The following is a 16303-nucleotide window of genomic DNA, read 5'->3' as shown; positions in this document are numbered from 1 at the left end:
TATGGATAGAAAAGCGCCTAACCTCGTACATGTCGATGACAACCTTCCCGGCATCATACGAAAACGACGCGGCAAGGGCTGGATCTATCTCGATGCGCGCGGTGAAAGGGTAACCGATTCCGCTGAGATCGCGCGCCTCAATGCGATTGCGTTGCCCCCTGCTTATACCGACACCTGGTATTGTCCGGCCCCCAATGGCCACATCCTGGCGATGGGGATCGATGCCAAGGGGCGCAAGCAGTATCGCTACCACCCCGACTTCCGGGCAGAGCGCGAGGGCGAAAAGTTTGACCGCTGCGCACAGTTCGGACGCCTGCTGCCGTTGGTTCGCGCTCGGGTTGAGGAGGAACTGGCCTGCCGTGCACTGACGAGGGACCGATGCATTGCCAGCATCGTGCGCCTGCTTGACACCGGCGGCATCCGCATCGGCAACGAAGCCTATGCGCAGGCCAACAACAGTTTTGGTGCCACCACCTTGCGGATGCGGCATGCCGAGGTGACGGGGCAGGTCCTGTGCCTTCGTTTCAGAGCGAAGTCCGGCAAGGAGCGGGAGATGCGCGTGACTGACCGTGGTCTCGTGCGCTTCGTGCGCAAGATGCAGGATCTGCCGGGGCAGCATCTTTTCCAGTATCTCGATGAAACCGGCTGTGCCTGTCCCGTCGGTTCGGCCGAGGTGAATGCCTGGCTGCGCGACGTCATGGGTGAGGCCTTCACCGCGAAGCACTTCCGCACGTGGCGCGCGAGTGTGTTGGGCTTTGCTATCCTCGCAAATGCCAAGAACCGCATGCCGATGAAGGCGTTGCTGGAGGACGTATCGGACCATCTTGGGAATACGCCCGCGATAGCCCGCAAGAGCTATGTCCACCCTGCAGTGCTTGCGCTGGTCGAAGGTCAGGAAGAATGGCGCAGGACCTTGCGCCTGCCGAGAGCCACAAGCTGGCTTTCGCGCCACGAACGAGGGTTGATTGCCCATCTAGAGGATGGTCCGGCAGCGGCGCAATTGCTTGCCGCTGCCGGATGATCTGGATCAGTTGTATTCGATGACGGCGTCGCGACGAAGGTCGCGCAGGTAGGTCTGGGCGCGCTTGTTGACGCGGTCGTCCTCCATCTGGGCCATCATTTCGTCGAAGTTCGGACCGCTGGCGACCTGCGGATCATCGCGACCGCAGAGCATCAGCACGCGCACGCCTTCCTCAATCGAACCGAAGGGCGGCGTGGTCTGGCCAACGGGCAGGTTGAGCAGGGTTTCCTGAAGCGCACCCGGGAGATCGCGGGCCTTGATCTGGTCGTTGGCCACAACGGTCGCACCGATCTTGTTGGCCTGAGCTTCGGCATCGCCGCAGCCCTTGATCGCCTTCACCGTTGCGGCAAACTCCGCTGCTCGCTTTGTCGCCACATCGTTGGTCGTGCCCTTGGGGAACTCGATCGAGATCTGCTTGAGGCTGAGCAGGGCATCGCGCGGGTCTGCGGTCAGGACCTGGCGCTTGTCGATCAGGTACAGGATCGAGAAGCCGCCGCGAATTTCGACGGGCCCTGCCAACTGGCCTGGAGCCATGGTCGCCGCGGCCGCACCCAGTTCCGACGGCAGCTGGGCGAGACGGATCCAGCCAAGGTCGCCGCCGACCGAGGCTGTCGAGGCTTCGGAATACTGGCGCGCATAGGCGACGAAGCTGCCGCCCTGCTTGAGCTGCTCGACGATCTTCTCGGCGTTGGCGAAAACCTGCGCCTTGTTTTCGTCGTTTGCCGAAAGGAAGATTTCGCCGATGCGGTACTCCTCGGTGCCCTTCGAGGCCTGAAGACGCTGGATCGCTTCCTGAACTTCGCCCTCGGAGATGTTCACGAAAGGCTGGACGTTGCGGCGGAGCAGGTTCTGCCATGCCAGTTCGCCACGGATCTGGCGCTTGAGCGATGCTGCCGACGAGCCGATGCGCGCCAGATACTTTTCCATCGCTTCGGGGGACTGGCCGAAGTTCTGCGTGGCGACGCGCTCGTAGGTCGCCTCGACCTGAGCGTCGTCGGCCGGGACGTCGGCAGCCTTGGCTTCCTGGATCTGCAGCGTTTCGTCGATCAGGTTGCGCAGCACCTGCATGCGGAGGCGCTCCTTTTCCTCGGCATCGATCTTGCCGCCATTTGCCGAGACGATCAGGGCAAGGCGCTGTTCTACATCGGTGCCGGTGACGATTTCGCCGTTGATGATCGCGGTCGCGCGGCGCACGTTCGGATCGTTGGTCCCGAACATCGTCGGGTTTGCCGGGATGTTGAGCGGAGCGTTGGCGCCCTGAGCGAGGACCGGCGAAGCGGCGGAGGAAAAGGCGGCCAGCGCCATCGCGGTGGAACCCAGCGTGCGCGAAATCGCCTTGCGGGTGATGTACAGCTTGGACGTCATGGTCTTGGAAGTGGTCCTGTCGAACTGGCGCTCGGATGGCGGCCTTCTTGTTATTCCGGTTCTCTGGCCGCGCACGGCTTAACCCAAGCTGAGTGGCGCATCGGACGCAAAAGGGCAATAGTCTGCAACCACAACCCGCCATCGAATGGCATTGGCGCTACTTCACTCCGAGATTCTTGAGCGAGAGCGACACCTGGAAGGAGTTGCCGCGAACCGCGTCGCCGATGTTCACGTAGTCGCGCCGCCAGGTGAACGACAGGTCGAGGCAATCGTCGGTGTAGGCCACGCCAAGGCGGTGGCGCAGCATCTGGAAGCCGTCCGAGGTAAGCGTCGGGTCCTCGTTGCGGTTGGTCAGGTTGACGATGGCAGAACCGAACACCGAGAATGTGCTGGTGATGGGCGTGCGCGCTGCAAATCGCAATTCCTCGCGGTCCTGCAGATCCTCGAACGTCGAAACCACGTTGCGGTTGAGTTTGAGATAACCCGCCTCGATATAGCGCCGATGATTGCCGATGGTCGCGTCGAACTCGTTGCGACGCAGGGCAAAGCTGTCCTTGTCGAGTCGGAAGCGGTGCGTGAACTTGATGATGTCGCCGAAGCGCACCGTGGTGCGGCCGACATAGTCCGATGCACGGTTCGTGAGACCCGTACCGTCAGGCAGCAGCGTGTCCTGCTTTGACAAGCGATAGCTCTGGCCGATGGTCGACGTGATGCGCAGGCCAGGACGCTGGAAGCTCCAGTCGAAGCCATAGGTGAAGCGTACACCATCCTCGATCCGGTCATGGCCAGGAAACCGGCTGAGCGAGAACAGGTTGGTGTCTTCAAGATCGACCGAGCGCGAATCCTCGTTCGGAATCTCGAAGTTTCGCACGCTCGGCGTGGCCACGATCTGAAAGCGCGGGGTGAGCACCTGCGTGCCGCCAAAGATGCCGCCGACGAACGGCCACTTCACGTCGAGTGCGGCTGTTGCGATTCCCCGCGTTTGCCAGCCCGGCAGGCCGCGGTAGACTGCGGTCGTGGTGAGTTCGTTCTCGGCGCTGTGATAGGCATCTCCGCGCACCAGCCCGGTGAGCGTCACTTCCTGACCAGGGCCAGTGATCGTGCGCAAGTCCCATTGGGCCTTGGCGAAGGCACGCTGGCTGTCCTGCCCTGCCGTGCGGACGATGGCGAGGCTGTTTGCCTCGAACTCGAACCTGCCAGGGACCCCGTCGAAAGACATGCGGCGGCGATAGTCGATCGCGGGCAGGGCCAGTGGCACCATGCCTTGCGGATCGTTGACTCGGACAGTCTGCGTGACCCAGCCGGCGATCGAAAGGTAGCTGTCGTCGTCGATCCGCTCGAGGTTTAGCGAAGAGCGCAGCCGGTCATCGCGGCTGATGTCGTAGCGGCGCAGGAAGGTGCGGTCAGACGCGAGCCGGCCGTTGCCGGTCAGGCTCCAGTGCGGCGAGAACTGCAGCTTGCCGTTCGCCTCGATATAGCCGCGCCACGATTGCTGGCTGGCATTCGCCCCGCCAGTGGCGTTGCTGCCTAGCGGGATGCGCGAACTGCGGGTTGCGTAGCCGGTCACCTGAAATGCGCCGAGATCAGTGAGGTGCCGGTACTTCGCTGTAAGCATCGGCAGCGAGCCGGTGTAGAACGTGCCGGTCAATGCAAGGTCGCGGTTGTCGGCAATTCGCCAGTACCACGTCTCGCTGATTTCCGCGCCGTTGGCCGCGCCAAGGCGAAAATCGGGAATCAGCAGCCCGGTTTCCGCGCGGAAGTCCGATGTATGGCCAAGGCCCGGCAACGGCAGGATCGGCACGCCGAACATGCGCAGTGTCGCGCCCTTGTACTTCACGCGTTTCTGCTTGGCGTCGAAATAGACGCGGGCGGCGGTCACTTCCCAACTGGGTTTCTTGGGGCAGCCCTTGCCGTCTTCCACTGCGCAGCCTGAGTAGGCCGCGTTTTCCAGCGTCATGTTGCCGAATTCGTCGCGGGTACCGCGCTCTGCGGCGAGCCGTCCACCCGTGCGCAGGACCACGAGAAGATCCTCGATCGCTCCGGCCTTGAACTCGTCGGTCAATTCGACCTTGTCGGTATAGACGATATTGCCGTCATCATCGACGAAGCGGATATTGCCTGTGGCGAGGATCTGGCCAGAATTCCGGTCCCACGTGACATTGTCGGCCCGCACGGTCTGGGTCTCGTGACGCAGGACCACGTTGCCGTCGGCATAGACCTTCTCGGCGTTGCTGTCGTAGCGGACCTTGTCTGCTTCGAAGCGCACCTGATCGTCGACGGACGATTCGTCCCCCTTGGGCGATGTCAGAGGCGCTTCCTGCGCCAAGGCATGCGGGACAAGCCAGCAGAACAGTGCCAACACGGAAGGGGTGGTTGCAAGACGCGCAAGGCGCAAGCGTCGGTAAAGGGCTTGCGGCTGCGGCCGCCGGGCGGGTTGCATGGGTTGCCTATCGCACCAGTGCACCCTAACTGCAATTCCACATTTTTCACGCTTGCCGATACGCGTCAAAGCGTGACGCCTTTCCGACAGGAGTTCCCATGAAGGTCGTGTTCCGCACCAGCGATGCCCCGCTCCCCCGTCTCGTCGCCCGGCTGGTGACGCAGGATGCGCTTCCTGCCGATCTCGATGCCGTGGTGCGCGAAGGTGCTGTGGCTGCGCGGTTCAGCGGGAAAGCGGGGCAGGTGTTCGAAGCCTTCCTGGCTGGCGATGGTGGTGTGAAGCGCCTTGCCCTTGCAGGGCTGGGCAAGGCTGACGCGGCAGAGCGCAGCGCCAACCTCGAGAAGGCAGGGGCTGCGCTTACCGCCAAGTATCTGACGTCGGGCGAAGCGGCGCTGGCCATCGACTTTACCAACACGGGCCTAACCGGGGCGGAGGCTGCCTCGGTGCTGTTCGGCGCGCGCCTGCGCGGCTGGCGGCACGATGTCTATCGCACCAAGCTTGCCGCAGAGCAGAAGCCTTCGTTGGCAGAGATCGTGGCAGTTGGCGCACCTGAAGGCACGGCTGCGTCTTGGGAAATCGAGGCCGCTCTGGCCGAAGGTGTCGAGTTTACCCGTGAACTCGTCGCCGAACCGGCCAACATTATCTACCCCGAAAGCTTCGTCGAACGCGCCAAGGCCCGCCTTGAAGGCACCGGTGTCGAGATCGTCGTCCTCGGCCTTGCCGAGATGAAGGCGCTGGGCATGGGCGCTCTGCTGGGCGTCGCCCAAGGTTCGGTGCGCGAGCCTAGGCTGCTCGCGATGCGCTGGAAGGGTGCCGAAGCTGCGCAGCCCACCGCGTTTGTCGGCAAGGGCGTGACTTTCGATACCGGCGGTATTTCGATCAAGCCTGCGGCGGGCATGGAAGACATGAAGTGGGACATGGGCGGTGCCGCTGCGGTTGCGGGCACGATGCTCGCGCTCGCCCGGCGCAAGGCCAAGGCGGACGTGATCGGCGTCTGCGGTCTGGTCGAGAACATGCCCGATGGCAATGCCCAGCGCCCCGGCGACGTGGTCACCTCTATGTCCGGCCAGACGGTCGAAGTGATCAACACCGATGCTGAAGGGCGTCTGGTGCTGTGTGACGCGCTGACATGGGTGCAAAAGGAATACAGCCCCAAGACCGTGATCGACCTTGCCACGCTGACCGGCGCGATCATCATCTCGCTCGGTCACGAGTATGGCGGCATGTTCAGCAACGACGATGCATTGGCGGCCAAGCTCGATGCAGCGGGCAAGGACAGCGGCGACAAGCTCTGGCGCTTCCCTATCGGCGCGGCTTACGACAAGCTGATCGACAGCCCGATTGCCGACATGAAAAACGTCGGTCCCCGCTATGGCGGATCGATCACCGCCGCGCAGTTCCTCCACCGCTATATCGACAAGGGCGTCGCATGGGCGCACCTCGACATTGCCGGGATGGTCTGGGCCGACAAGCCCGGCCAGACCTGGGATAAGGGTGCGACCGGTTATGGCGTGCGTCTGCTCGACCGCTACGTCCGCGACGTGCTGGAGGCCTGATTTTCCATGCCGAGAATGCGGCGCAAGTCTGATCTGCCTAGCAAGACTTGCGCCGGTTGCGGCCTGCCGTTCACGTGGCGCAAGAAGTGGGAGCGGGATTGGGACAACGTGAAGTTCTGTTCCGACAGGTGCCGCAGCGGAAAGGGTAAGGCAGGTTGATGCGCGTCGATTTCTATCAGCTTACCAATGATCCTGCCGAACAGGTCCTGCCGCTGATCGCGCGCAACACGCTTGCAGCCGGTGAACGACTGTTGGTCGTGTCGGAAGACGAGGCGCAGCTTCACCGCGTTGGCGAGGCGCTGTGGACACGATTGCCCGAGACGTTCCTTGCTAACGGGCGTGCCGGGGGCGGCCATGAGGAACGCCAGCCAATTCTTCTGTCGGATGCTCCCGAGCCTGTGAATGGTGCGAAGTTCATGGCGCTGGCGGATGGGGTCTGGCGCGAGGGCGAGTTCGAACGGGTGTTCCTGCTCTTCCCGCCCGCCCGCATCAATGACGCTCGCGGTTGCTGGCGCATGCTCGGTACGCGCGAAGGCGTCGAGCGGCGCTACTGGCGGCAGGATGGCGGAAAATGGAAGGAAGGGCCCTGAGGCCACTATCCTTGCGCCTCGTCGCAAACATCGCTAGGGGCGCGGCCAACGAAATTCTATACATCGCAAGGAACATCCCATGGCGGTTACCCGCACCTTTTCGATCATCAAGCCCGACGCCACGCGCCGCAACCTGACTGGTGCGGTCACCAAGATGCTTGAAGAAGCCGGTCTACGCGTCGTTGCTTCCAAGCGCATCCACATGACCCGCGAGCAGGCCGAGGGCTTCTACGCCGTTCACCGCGAGCGCCCCTTCTTCAACGACCTCGTCGAGTTCATGATCTCGGGTCCGGTCGTCGTGCAGGTGCTCGAGGGCGAGAACGCCATGCAGCGCAACCGCGATATCATGGGCGCAACCAACCCTGCCAATGCCGAACCCGGCACGATCCGCAAGGAACTGGCTGAATCGATCGAAGCCAACACCGTTCACGGTTCGGATTCGGACGAGAACGCGGCGATTGAGATCGCCTACTTCTTCAAGCCGGAAGAAATCGTCGGCTGATCGGCGCAAGTCACTGCACATGAAAAGGGCCGGGGCAGCGATGTCCCGGCCCTTTTGCGTTTGGGTAGATGCACCTTTGCACAATGTTGCAGGGATGCAACGCATCATTGCAAAAGCTCTGTTATCGTCGATAACAAACTTTGTATGTTCTGCTTACAAGTGTTAGGAAAGTACCTGTTCCGAAACGAGAACAGGCGGGCCTTCGGGCTCATTCAGGGAGGATACCTGATGTTTTTCCAACGCGCTTCCGCGCGCCTTCTGGCGCGTACGAGCATGTTCGCTGCCGCAGCTTTTGCACTTTCCCAGCCGGTCCTTGCACAGGATGCTGCGCAGGAAGCTGTCTCTGACGATAATGGCGGCGAAATCATCGTGACCGCGCAGAAGCGTGCGCAGTCGCTGTCGGACGTCTCGCTATCAGTTGCAGCCGTCGGCACCGAGCAGCTTGCTGCCAACAACACTGTCAACCTCGAAGGCCTGCAGGCGCTGGTTCCGTCGATCAGCTTCGGCAATGACTTCAACTTCGCCAAGCTGTTCATCCGCGGCATCGGCCTGTCGAGCTCGCTGCCGGGCGTCGATCCCTCGGTCGCGCTGCACGTTGATGGCGTCGTCGTGAGCCTTGCGCAGGCGCAGCTCGGTTCAATGTTCGATCTTGAGCGCGTCGAAGTGCTGCGCGGGCCGCAGGGCACGCTCTATGGCCGCAACGCCACCGGCGGCGCAGTCAACCTCATCACCGCCAAGCCAACCGACAAGCTCGACGGATACGTCCGCCAGACCCTCGGCGGCGATGCGTTCCTGGTTCAGACCGATGCCGCCATCGGAGGACCGATTACCGAGGGCGTTCGCGCTCGCCTCGCCGTGCAACGCATCAAGCGCGATGGCTTCGGCATCAACGAGTTCACCGGCAATCAGATCGACAACGCCAACCAGTGGTCGGTGCGCGGTCACCTGCAGTTCCTGCCGAGCGACAAGCTCTCGATCCTGCTGACCGGCGAACTCCACACCGAGAACGACCGTTCGTTGGCCGTGAAGTTCCGCGAGGTTTCGTTCCCCGGCACGCAGGTGGCCAGCCTCACGGCGCTGGGCCAGCGCACCAATGCAGACGGCAGCGCTGCTTCTTTCGCGAAGAACGTGCGCAATCTGAACACCAACTATGACCCGATCAACGATCGCAAGCAGTACGCCTTCACCGGTATCCTCGATTATGCGGCGTCTGATACGGTCTCGCTCAAGTCGCTGACGAGCTATCGCAATTTCCGCGCGATCTTCTTCCACGACTTCGACATGTCGTCCTACGCTGGCTATCCGCTGGCGCAAACCAACGCCGTGCGCACCAGCGCGAACCACTGGCAGCCGGTCTTCGAAAACCAGTTCAGCCAGGAACTTCAGGCCAACATCGATACCGACAAGCTGCATGCGGTCTTTGCCGGATTCTACCTGAAGGACCACATCCGCGTCGAAAACCACATCGGCTTCGACGTGCTGACCAACACCGATCCCTATCGCGTGCAGTTTGACGGCAAGCTCGACGTTGAGACTTGGGCCGTGTTCGGTAACGTCACCTACGACCTGACCGAACAGTTCTCGCTCAAGGCCGGAGGCCGCTACTCTTGGGAAAAGCGCAAGATCCAGAACAACAGCGGCATCGGCACGGCCGCAACTGGCTTCGTGCTCGATCCTCTGCAGTGGAACACGTCCAAGACCTGGGACGACTTCTCGCCGTCGCTCGGTGTCGAGTTCCGCCCGAACGCCGACGTGATGGCCTATTTCAACTGGTCGCGGGGCTTCAAGTCGGGCACGGCCGAGATCGGTTCGCGCCGTTCGGCAGTGGCTACTACGCCGTTTGTGAACCCCGAGAAGGTCGAGGCCTTCGAAGGCGGCATCAAGTACAGCGCAGGCACGCTGCAGACCAACCTTGCAGTGTTCTACCAGAAGCTCAAGAACGGCCAGTTCCAGCGGACCTTCCCGATCCCGAACCCACCGTTCTTTGCCAGCGCGCTTGAGAACGCGGCAGAATCGCGGGCCTATGGTGCTGAGTTCGAACTGCGCTGGCGCCCGATCGATGGCCTCGCCATCGATGCGTCTGCAGCCTACCTCAACTCGAAGTTCACCAAGTTCTTCTCCAAGAACCCGCTGAATGCGGCCCTCTTCGGTCCCGGCGGCGCGGCGCTGCCTGACGAGGATCTCTCAGGCAATGCCACCCGCATGAGCCCGAAGTGGACGCTGAACTTCAACCCGACCTACACTGCCGATCTTTCGAGCGGTGCAAGCGTGGTGTTCGGCACGAACGTCTCGTATCGTTCGAAGCAGTACCACACTGAGTTCAACGACGATCGCATGGCCGCTGACGCTTATGTGATGGTCGATGCCAACGTGAAGTACCGCCACTCGGACGACCGGACTTCGGTCAACCTGTGGGTGCGCAACCTGACCAATGAACTGGTCTGGGCGGGCAGCTATGCGGTGGCCACGAGCCGCACCATCGGTGGCACGCTGATGCCGCCGCGCACCTACGGCGTCACCTTGGGCTACGAATTCTGATCCACCCCGAAAGGGTAACCTCATCGGGCCGTCGGTTCACTCCGGCGGCCCTTTTTGTTACGCGGTTTGCCAAGGGAGATTCGCATGCAGGGAATGGGTGGGGGCGATTGCCCCTTTGCGTTCAATTTTGACGCCGCGACGTTCAAGGTCGGCGAAACTGTCAGCTACCGCATTGTCGGGAACCCGATGTTCGAGGACATGCCATTCGCGGGTGAGTTGCTCGAGGTGCACAACGACCATGTTGTAATCGCCGGCGACGTCAACGATCCCTCGGTACGCTATCGTGGCACCCGGGAAAGCCGCCCACAGGTGTCGGCGAGCGAGATCTAGGCGGTAATGCCACTCTCGCCGCGATACCACCGGGTCAGGCCCCAGGCGATCGTGGCGATGCCAAGCAGGCCGAGCAGGATGGGCAGGCTGTAGCCAAATCCGCCTGCGAGAATCAGGGCAGCCGCGATAGCGGCCGTGGAACAGCCCAGATCCCAGCCGCCTTCGGTCGCCATGTTGAAACGCAGTGTGCATTGGGAGCGCTGGGCCATGGCATAGAGGGGCGAGAGCATTGCCGTTGCCAACATCGGCATTGCGAGCGCGCCGAGCGCGGTGGCTATGAGCGCGGGAAGGGGAGACGACCAGGCCATTGCTTTGATCAGGAGCACGGCCGCGCCGAACCCATAGGCAAGCGCAAGCGAATGCGTACCGCGTCCGCGGTCGATCAGGCGCCCGATCAGCAGGCTTCCTGCCGCCGCTCCTATGCCCGCCAACGCCATCGCTCCGCCGAAGCTCTCGAAGCTCTGGCCAAGCGTCACGAAAAGCGCGAGATTCCATACCACCACCGAGCAACCTGCCTGCAGGCCCTCGGCAAAGTAGATGCGCCGACCGTTGCGGACGATGGTCGGATCGGCCCGGCTCTCACGGGGAATTTCCGGATTGGCCGCCCCGAAAAGGGGAAGGCCGGCGAGAAGCTGGATCGCGGCAATCACGGCGAAACCCGCAACCGGCCCCGCCCATGAGAGCAGGTATCCTCCGGCTACTGGAGCCACGATCCCCACGGCTGCAGTCGTCGCCTGCTGGATCGACACCTGCTTGCCCATCGCCTCGTTGTCGCCCGCGGCAGACACATAGGCGTGGTAACCGGTCCAGTAGAGTACGCTGCCGAGGCCGGAGACCACGATATACGCCACAAGCATCGGGCCAAGCCCGGAGACGAGCGGCAGCATCAGGAAAGACACTGCGCGAATCCCGACGCCGAGCAGCAGCACCGTCCGCAAGCCATAGGCATAGGCCACCGGCAGGACCGCCGCTCGCAAGGCGAAGCGCGAGAGCAGGACCAGCGCGAAGCTTGCTAGCGCCAGCGAGGGGCTGAGCCCTTGCTTTATCAGGAAGCCCACCACGAACAGGCCACCGCTTGCCTCTACAAACGATTGCAGTCCTGCGTGTGCGTAGATTCGCTGGATCGTGGTGAGCGCCATTTTGCCCTCAGAATTCCATCATTGCGGCAAGGCGACGCGGAGCGACTGCGGCCCAGCTTCGGCGCAGCCAATCGGCAGCGTGATCCCAGTCCACGTCCGGGCGGTTGAGAATCAATCCTGCCCAACCACTCGCGCCATAGTAGGCAGGGCGGAACCAGGTGTCCTCGTCCTGTTCGATCAGCGCGGCCAGTTCGTCCTGTCCGCTGGTCTTGACCAATAGGGCGACATGCGGCGTGCCATGATGCTGGTCGTTGAAGTAGGCGAAATACTTGCCACCGACACGCCATCCGGGAGCGCCATGGCTTTCGCGTTCCTCGACCTCGGGAAGTGCTGCGGTCAGAGCGCGAACCTTCTCCAGGAGCCAGTCCGCGCTGCGCTCACGCGCGACGTAAGCGGCGAGCGTGCGCGAATAGAGCTGGTGCTCGGCAAACAGGACACGGGCGGCGAGACTGTCGCCGGTATCTCCGGGAATAATCGCCACCGGCGTCTGGCCAAGGATCGGGCCATCGTCGAGTTCCGCCGTAACAAGATGGACCGTGCATCCGCCGTGGCTGTCACCCGCCTCGATTGCGCGGTCGTGGGTGTGCAGGCCCTTGTACTTGGGCAGCAGCGATGGGTGGATGTTGAGCATCCGTCCCTCCCAGCGCCCGACGAACTCGGGGCTGAGAATGCGCATGTAACCCGCCAGCGCGATGTAGCGGGCTCCCGCCTTGAGCACTTCGGCTTCCATGAGTGCGTCATGTTCAGGCCGCGGGATGCCCTTGTGAGGCAGGCAGAACGTCGCCACACCTTCGGCCTCGGCCAGCTTGAGGCCCGAGGCTTCCGGGTTGTTCGAAAGCACCAGAACGATTTCGTAAGGGCAATCCGCCGCACGACTGGCATAGAGCAGCGCGGCCATGTTGGTGCCGCTGCCCGATATGAAGACGGCGACGGGAACGCGATCAGCCAAGATGCGTCGCTTCCCACGCTTCGCGCGCCGACCAGGTCTCGACGCTGCCGGTGACCGTGCAGCCCTTCTCGCCCGCAACGATCTCGCCGACGCGATAGACCGTCTCTCCGGCCGCAGTGAGGTCTGCGCTGAGCGATTCGGCTTGCTCGGGTCCTACGGCGAGGATCATGCCGATCCCGCAGTTGAAGGTCCGCGCCATTTCCTCGGGCTCGATGTTCCCCTGCGCCTGAAGGAAGGCCATCAGGCGGCTCTGCTCCCAGCTGTCGGCATCGATGCGGGCGTGCAGGCCTTTGGGCAGAACGCGGGGCACGTTTTCGAGCAGGCCACCACCGGTGATGTGGGCCAGCGCGTTGATTCTGCCTGAGCGGATGAACGGCAGTAGGCTCTTCACGTAGATGCGGGTCGGCTCGATCAGATAGTCGATCAGCAGGCGCTCGTTGTCGAACAGGGCGGGGCGGTCGAGCTTCCAGCCCTTGTCTGCGGCGAGACGGCGGACCAGCGAGTAACCGTTGGAATGAACGCCCGAGGACGCGAGCCCAAGCAACACGTTGCCAGCTGCCACGCGGTCACCGGTCAACTGCTCTCCGCGTTCGACCGCACCGACGCAGAAGCCTGCGAGGTCGTAGTCGCCATCGGTGTACATGCCCGGCATTTCTGCGGTTTCGCCGCCGATCAGCGCGCACCCGGCGATCTTGCAGCCTTCGGCGATGCCGGCCACGACGCGCTCGGCCACGCCATTGTCGAGGCGACCGGTGGCGAAGTAGTCGAGAAAGAACAGCGGCTCGGCGCCCTGCACGATCAGGTCGTTCACGCACATCGCAACGAGGTCGATGCCGATCTGGTCGTGGCGGTCATGGTCGATGGCGAGCTTGACCTTGGTGCCTACGCCATCGTTGCCCGCGACCAGCAGCGGGTCCTTGTAGCCCGCGGCCTTGAGGTCGAAGAAGCCGCCGAAACCGCCCAGTTCGGCATCGGCGCCGGGGCGTGCGGTGGCCTTGGCCAGCGGGCCGATGGCCTTCACCAGCGCGTTGCCAGCGGCAATGTTCACGCCGGCCTTGGCGTAGCTGTAGCTCTCGGGCTTGTTCTGGTCGTCGCTCATGGAGCGCGCGCCTAGCGCTTTCTCGCTTGGATTTCCACTTGCCTTTGGGCAAAAGCCGAGGGCAAGGCCGGTTTGTCCCCGAATGTGCGGCCTCATTGCAATTGGAGTTCCCTTGGTCGCCCTGCGCCTGCCTTTCGAAAAAGCGAAGAACCGCAGGGCCATGGGCCTCGCTCTTGCCCTCCTCGCGGGTGCCGGTGGTGCTGCGCTTTTGGCGCAGATCGAAGGTGATCGCGGCATTCCGCCGATTGCCAGCAACGGCGATTACGAGGTTCGCGGAATCGCGGTAAACGTCAGCGGCGACAACGCAGAGGATGCCCGCAACAAGGGCTGGCGCGAGGCGCAGCGCAAGGCCTGGGCCAAGTTGTGGGAGACCAATGGCAGCGGCGGCGCGGCACCTGGGCTTGATGATTCGACCATCGAATCGATGGTTTCTGCCGTCGTGGTGGAGCGCGAGCAGATCGGCCCGCGTCGGTACATCGCCACGCTTGGGGTGATCTTCGACCGTGCGCGGACCGGCGAGCGGCTCGGTATGACGGGCGTGAAGGCGCGCTCGGCACCGCTGCTGGTCATTCCCGTGCTCTATCAGGGCGGGGTTGCCACCGTATTCGAGACGCGCACGCCCTGGCAGAAGGCCTGGGCCGAGTATCGTACCGGCAGCAGTGCAATCGACTATGTTCGTCCGGCCGGCGCGGGCTCCGATTCGCTGTTGCTGACGGCGGGCCAGCTGGATCGGCGCAGTCGCAACTGGTGGCGCCTGATTCTTGACGAATTTGGTGCGTCCGACGTGATCATACCGATCGCGCGGCTGGAGCGGCAGTTCCCCGGTGGCCCGGTGAACGGCACGTTCACGGCGCGCTATGGCCCGGACAATCGTTTTCTCGGCAGCTTTACTCTCACCGCAAAGAGCGAGGCTGATGTCCCCACGATGCTCGAACAGGCGATTGGCCGACTCGACGGGATTTACACGCAGGCGCTGATTGCAGGCACGCTGAAGCCCGATCCGACGCTGAACATGGCTGCGGAGATCGACCCCAGGCTGATCGAGCAGACTCTCGCCACGGCAGGTCCGGTCGTCGCTTCGACGCAGGCGGCCGGTCCCGACGCAGCACCAGTGGCGACACCCACTACCAGCGCAAGCACGGCAGCGACGACGACTGTGACGATCCAGTTCGCGACGTCCGATGGCGCTGCTGTCGATGCTGGGATGGCCGCTGTACGCGGCGTCGCCGGCGTGAAAAGCGCGGTTTCCTCTTCGATTGCCATCGGTGGCACATCGGTGATGCGGGTGACCTACGCAGGCGATATCGATGCTCTAGCTGCCGCCCTGCGCGCGCAGGGCTGGCGAGTAACCGTGGGGGCTGGCGCCCTTTCGATCCGCAAGTAACCAAAACGGCAATTCGAGCGTATAAGCGGGAAATGTCGTCGCAGATCGCCCTTCCGCTGGTGACAGCGCGCGGAGCCGAGACCGTGGTCATGGGCCGCAGCCTCGCGCCCGTGGTAGATGCGTTGAACGCCGCCGATCGCTGGCCCTTTCAAACGGCGATTCTCGCAGGGCCGCCGCGTTCGGGCAAAAGCCTGCTTGCGCGCTGGTTTGCCGAAAGCGGGGTGGGCGAGGCTTTGGATGGTGCCGACTCGCTTCCGGAGGAAGAACTCTTCCACCGCTGGAACCGCGCTCAGGCTGACGGGCGTCCCCTGTTGCTTGTAACCGACAGGACTCCGGGAGAGTGGACAGTCGCCCTTCCCGATCTCGCCTCCCGTCTGGGATCGGCTTTGCTGATCGAGATCGGCCCTCCTGACGACGAGCTTGTCGCTGGCCTCATCATGGAACATTCGGCACGGCGCGGGCTTGTGCTGGGTGAGCAAGCGGTCGGCTATCTGCTGCCAAGAGTCGAACGATCGCATGCAGAAATCGAGTTGCTGATTGAAACTCTTGACCGGCTGTCTCTTGAGCGTAAATCACCAGTCACCATATCCTTGGCTCGCGACGCACTTGCCGAGCGGACAGGGGAATTCCAGCCGCGCTTGCTTTAAGCGGTTGAAAGAGAGAGAATTGGGGCATGTTTGACGGCCTGATCGCCTATCTGGACTCGATCCGCTCGCGCGACCCTGCGCCCCGTTCGCGCTGGGAAATCCTGCTGTATCCGGGGCTGTGGGCGGTCGGTTTCCATCGCCTCGCCCATTGGCTGTTCGAGGCTGAGCTCTATTTCCTCGCCCGTCTGGTCAACCATTTCTCCCGTTTCGTCACCGCCATCGACATTCACCCGGGCGCCAAGATCGGGAAGCACCTGTTCATCGACCATGGCTTCACAGTGATCGGCGAGACTGCGGAGATCGGCGACAATGTCACGATCTACCAGTGCGTCACGCTGGGTGGCACGAACCCTGCGAACGGCGTTCCCGGCAAGCGTCACCCTACGCTTTGTGACAATGCGATCATCGGCTCGGGCGCCCAGATCCTCGGTCCTATCACGGTCGGCCCTCGTGCACGCGTTGGCGCGAATGCCGTGGTGACCGACGACGTGCCCGAAGGCGCGACAATGGTCGGTCTGAAAGCTCGCTCCACGCTTGTGCCCGCCGAGACGTGGCTCAAGGAGTTCATCCCCTACGGCACTCCCTGCAAGGAGCCGTGCGAACCCAATGGCGGCACGCGGGTTGACGAACTGGAAGCCGAATTGGCCCTGCTCAAAGCACAGGTTGCTGCGTTGATCGCGGCGCAGGACGGTGAAACTCCTGCTCCGACCCCCACCACCGTGGGCCGGAGGACGCGCCGCTGA

At 63.0% G+C, this 16303-nt stretch carries 15 protein-coding genes and 1 pseudogene; 11 read left to right on the top strand and 5 right to left on the bottom strand.

Features of this window, described 5'->3' with window-relative positions; translation table 11 throughout:
* The first annotated feature begins 1 nt into the window (after position 1).
* On the top strand, positions 2–1021 hold the full coding sequence (locus ACZ1JX_RS11150) for a DNA topoisomerase IB (protein ID WP_465126401.1): 1020 nt from the start codon (positions 2–4) through the stop codon (positions 1019–1021).
* A 6-nt stretch (positions 1022–1027) separates the two neighbouring features.
* Here the strand turns inward: ACZ1JX_RS11150 and ACZ1JX_RS11145 are convergent, their stop codons facing one another.
* Both ACZ1JX_RS11145 and ACZ1JX_RS11140 read right to left on the bottom strand, forming a co-directional pair.
* The gene (locus ACZ1JX_RS11145; RefSeq protein ID WP_465123623.1) at positions 1028–2386 is read right to left on the bottom strand and encodes a peptidylprolyl isomerase; all 1359 of its coding nucleotides are present in this window, start codon (positions 2384–2386) and stop codon (positions 1028–1030) included.
* A gap of 157 nt (positions 2387–2543) precedes the next feature.
* Complete coding sequence (locus ACZ1JX_RS11140) at positions 2544–4826, bottom strand: LPS-assembly protein LptD (protein ID WP_465123622.1); 2283 nt, start codon at positions 4824–4826, stop codon at positions 2544–2546.
* Positions 4827–4924: 98 nt separating this feature from the next.
* Between ACZ1JX_RS11140 and ACZ1JX_RS11135 the strand changes: the two genes are divergently transcribed.
* From ACZ1JX_RS11135 to ACZ1JX_RS11105, 7 genes and pseudogenes are all read left to right on the top strand, one after another.
* Positions 4925–6382, top strand: coding sequence for a leucyl aminopeptidase (locus tag ACZ1JX_RS11135; protein WP_465123621.1), 1458 nt, complete (start codon positions 4925–4927; stop codon positions 6380–6382).
* Between the two features lie 6 nt (positions 6383–6388).
* Positions 6389–6541 (top strand): DUF2256 domain-containing protein, encoded by a 153-nt coding sequence (locus ACZ1JX_RS11130; RefSeq protein ID WP_465123620.1) that lies wholly within the window; start codon positions 6389–6391, stop codon positions 6539–6541.
* Positions 6541–6972 (top strand): DNA polymerase III subunit chi, encoded by a 432-nt coding sequence (locus ACZ1JX_RS11125; RefSeq protein WP_465123619.1) that lies wholly within the window; start codon positions 6541–6543, stop codon positions 6970–6972. Before ACZ1JX_RS11130 ends, ACZ1JX_RS11125 begins: the two co-directional genes overlap by 1 nt.
* Positions 6973–7051: 79 nt before the next feature.
* The gene (ndk, locus tag ACZ1JX_RS11120; RefSeq protein WP_465123618.1) at positions 7052–7474 is read left to right on the top strand and encodes a nucleoside-diphosphate kinase; all 423 of its coding nucleotides are present in this window, start codon (positions 7052–7054) and stop codon (positions 7472–7474) included.
* A gap of 144 nt (positions 7475–7618) precedes the next feature.
* A pseudogene (locus tag ACZ1JX_RS11115) lies at positions 7619–8179 on the top strand (TonB-dependent receptor plug domain-containing protein); the annotation flags it as partial.
* A gap of 423 nt (positions 8180–8602) precedes the next feature.
* The gene (locus tag ACZ1JX_RS11110; protein ID WP_465126400.1) at positions 8603–10012 is read left to right on the top strand and encodes a TonB-dependent receptor; all 1410 of its coding nucleotides are present in this window, start codon (positions 8603–8605) and stop codon (positions 10010–10012) included.
* Positions 10013–10096: 84 nt separating this feature from the next.
* Entirely contained in the window at positions 10097–10342 is a 246-nt protein-coding gene (locus ACZ1JX_RS11105; RefSeq protein WP_465123617.1) for a hypothetical protein, read from the top strand.
* On the opposite strand, the gene ACZ1JX_RS11100 is transcribed toward ACZ1JX_RS11105, so the two are convergent.
* Genes ACZ1JX_RS11100 through purM form a run of 3 tightly spaced genes read right to left on the bottom strand, consistent with a single transcriptional unit; the run spans position 10339 to position 13529 of the window.
* Positions 10339–11481, bottom strand: coding sequence for an MFS transporter (locus ACZ1JX_RS11100; RefSeq protein WP_465123616.1), 1143 nt, complete (start codon positions 11479–11481; stop codon positions 10339–10341). The genes ACZ1JX_RS11105 and ACZ1JX_RS11100 overlap by 4 nt on opposite strands.
* Positions 11482–11488: 7 nt before the next feature.
* On the bottom strand, positions 11489–12430 hold the full coding sequence (purN, locus tag ACZ1JX_RS11095; RefSeq protein WP_465123615.1) for a phosphoribosylglycinamide formyltransferase: 942 nt from the start codon (positions 12428–12430) through the stop codon (positions 11489–11491).
* Positions 12423–13529 carry a phosphoribosylformylglycinamidine cyclo-ligase gene (purM, locus tag ACZ1JX_RS11090; protein WP_465123614.1) on the bottom strand — a complete coding sequence of 369 codons (1107 nt, stop codon included), beginning with the start codon at positions 13527–13529 and terminating at the stop codon, positions 12423–12425. Before purM ends, purN begins: the two co-directional genes overlap by 8 nt.
* A 160-nt stretch (positions 13530–13689) precedes the next feature.
* On the opposite strand from purM, the gene ACZ1JX_RS11085 reads away from it, so the two are divergent.
* The 3 genes from ACZ1JX_RS11085 to epsC are packed head-to-tail and all read left to right on the top strand — an operon-like array spanning position 13690 to position 16303.
* A complete protein-coding gene (locus ACZ1JX_RS11085) occupies positions 13690–14913 on the top strand; it encodes a heavy-metal-associated domain-containing protein (RefSeq protein ID WP_465123613.1) in 1224 nt (407 codons plus the stop codon).
* A 32-nt stretch (positions 14914–14945) separates the two neighbouring features.
* Positions 14946–15560, top strand: a complete 615-nt coding sequence (locus ACZ1JX_RS11080; RefSeq protein WP_465123612.1) for an HdaA/DnaA family protein — start codon at positions 14946–14948, stop codon at positions 15558–15560.
* Between the two features lie 26 nt (positions 15561–15586).
* Positions 15587–16303 carry a serine O-acetyltransferase EpsC gene (gene epsC / locus ACZ1JX_RS11075; protein ID WP_465123611.1) on the top strand — a complete coding sequence of 239 codons (717 nt, stop codon included), beginning with the start codon at positions 15587–15589 and terminating at the stop codon, positions 16301–16303.

This window comes from Novosphingobium sp. BL-A-41-Hi4A-0G, from assembly GCF_055521735.1.
Note: the sequence above shows the minus strand (reverse complement) of the source record. Positions and strands in the feature narration are given on the sequence as shown.

What these genes read in the sequence shown, in the direction of transcription:
- ACZ1JX_RS11150 (WP_465126401.1), top strand. Translation starts at nt 2, where the DNA reads ATGGATAGAAAAGCGCCTAACCTCGTACATGTCGATGACAACCTTCCC.
- ACZ1JX_RS11145 (WP_465123623.1), bottom strand. Translation starts at nt 2,386, where the DNA reads ATGACGTCCAAGCTGTACATCACCCGCAAGGCGATTTCGCGCACGCTG.
- ACZ1JX_RS11140 (WP_465123622.1), bottom strand. Translation starts at nt 4,826, where the DNA reads ATGCAACCCGCCCGGCGGCCGCAGCCGCAAGCCCTTTACCGACGCTTG.
- ACZ1JX_RS11135 (WP_465123621.1), top strand. Translation starts at nt 4,925, where the DNA reads ATGAAGGTCGTGTTCCGCACCAGCGATGCCCCGCTCCCCCGTCTCGTC.
- ACZ1JX_RS11130 (WP_465123620.1), top strand. Translation starts at nt 6,389, where the DNA reads ATGCCGAGAATGCGGCGCAAGTCTGATCTGCCTAGCAAGACTTGCGCC.
- ACZ1JX_RS11125 (WP_465123619.1), top strand. Translation starts at nt 6,541, where the DNA reads ATGCGCGTCGATTTCTATCAGCTTACCAATGATCCTGCCGAACAGGTC.
- ndk (WP_465123618.1), top strand. Translation starts at nt 7,052, where the DNA reads ATGGCGGTTACCCGCACCTTTTCGATCATCAAGCCCGACGCCACGCGC.
- ACZ1JX_RS11105 (WP_465123617.1), top strand. Translation starts at nt 10,097, where the DNA reads ATGCAGGGAATGGGTGGGGGCGATTGCCCCTTTGCGTTCAATTTTGAC.
- ACZ1JX_RS11100 (WP_465123616.1), bottom strand. Translation starts at nt 11,481, where the DNA reads ATGGCGCTCACCACGATCCAGCGAATCTACGCACACGCAGGACTGCAA.
- purM (WP_465123614.1), bottom strand. Translation starts at nt 13,529, where the DNA reads ATGAGCGACGACCAGAACAAGCCCGAGAGCTACAGCTACGCCAAGGCC.
- ACZ1JX_RS11085 (WP_465123613.1), top strand. Translation starts at nt 13,690, where the DNA reads ATGGGCCTCGCTCTTGCCCTCCTCGCGGGTGCCGGTGGTGCTGCGCTT.
- ACZ1JX_RS11080 (WP_465123612.1), top strand. Translation starts at nt 14,946, where the DNA reads ATGTCGTCGCAGATCGCCCTTCCGCTGGTGACAGCGCGCGGAGCCGAG.
- epsC (WP_465123611.1), top strand. Translation starts at nt 15,587, where the DNA reads ATGTTTGACGGCCTGATCGCCTATCTGGACTCGATCCGCTCGCGCGAC.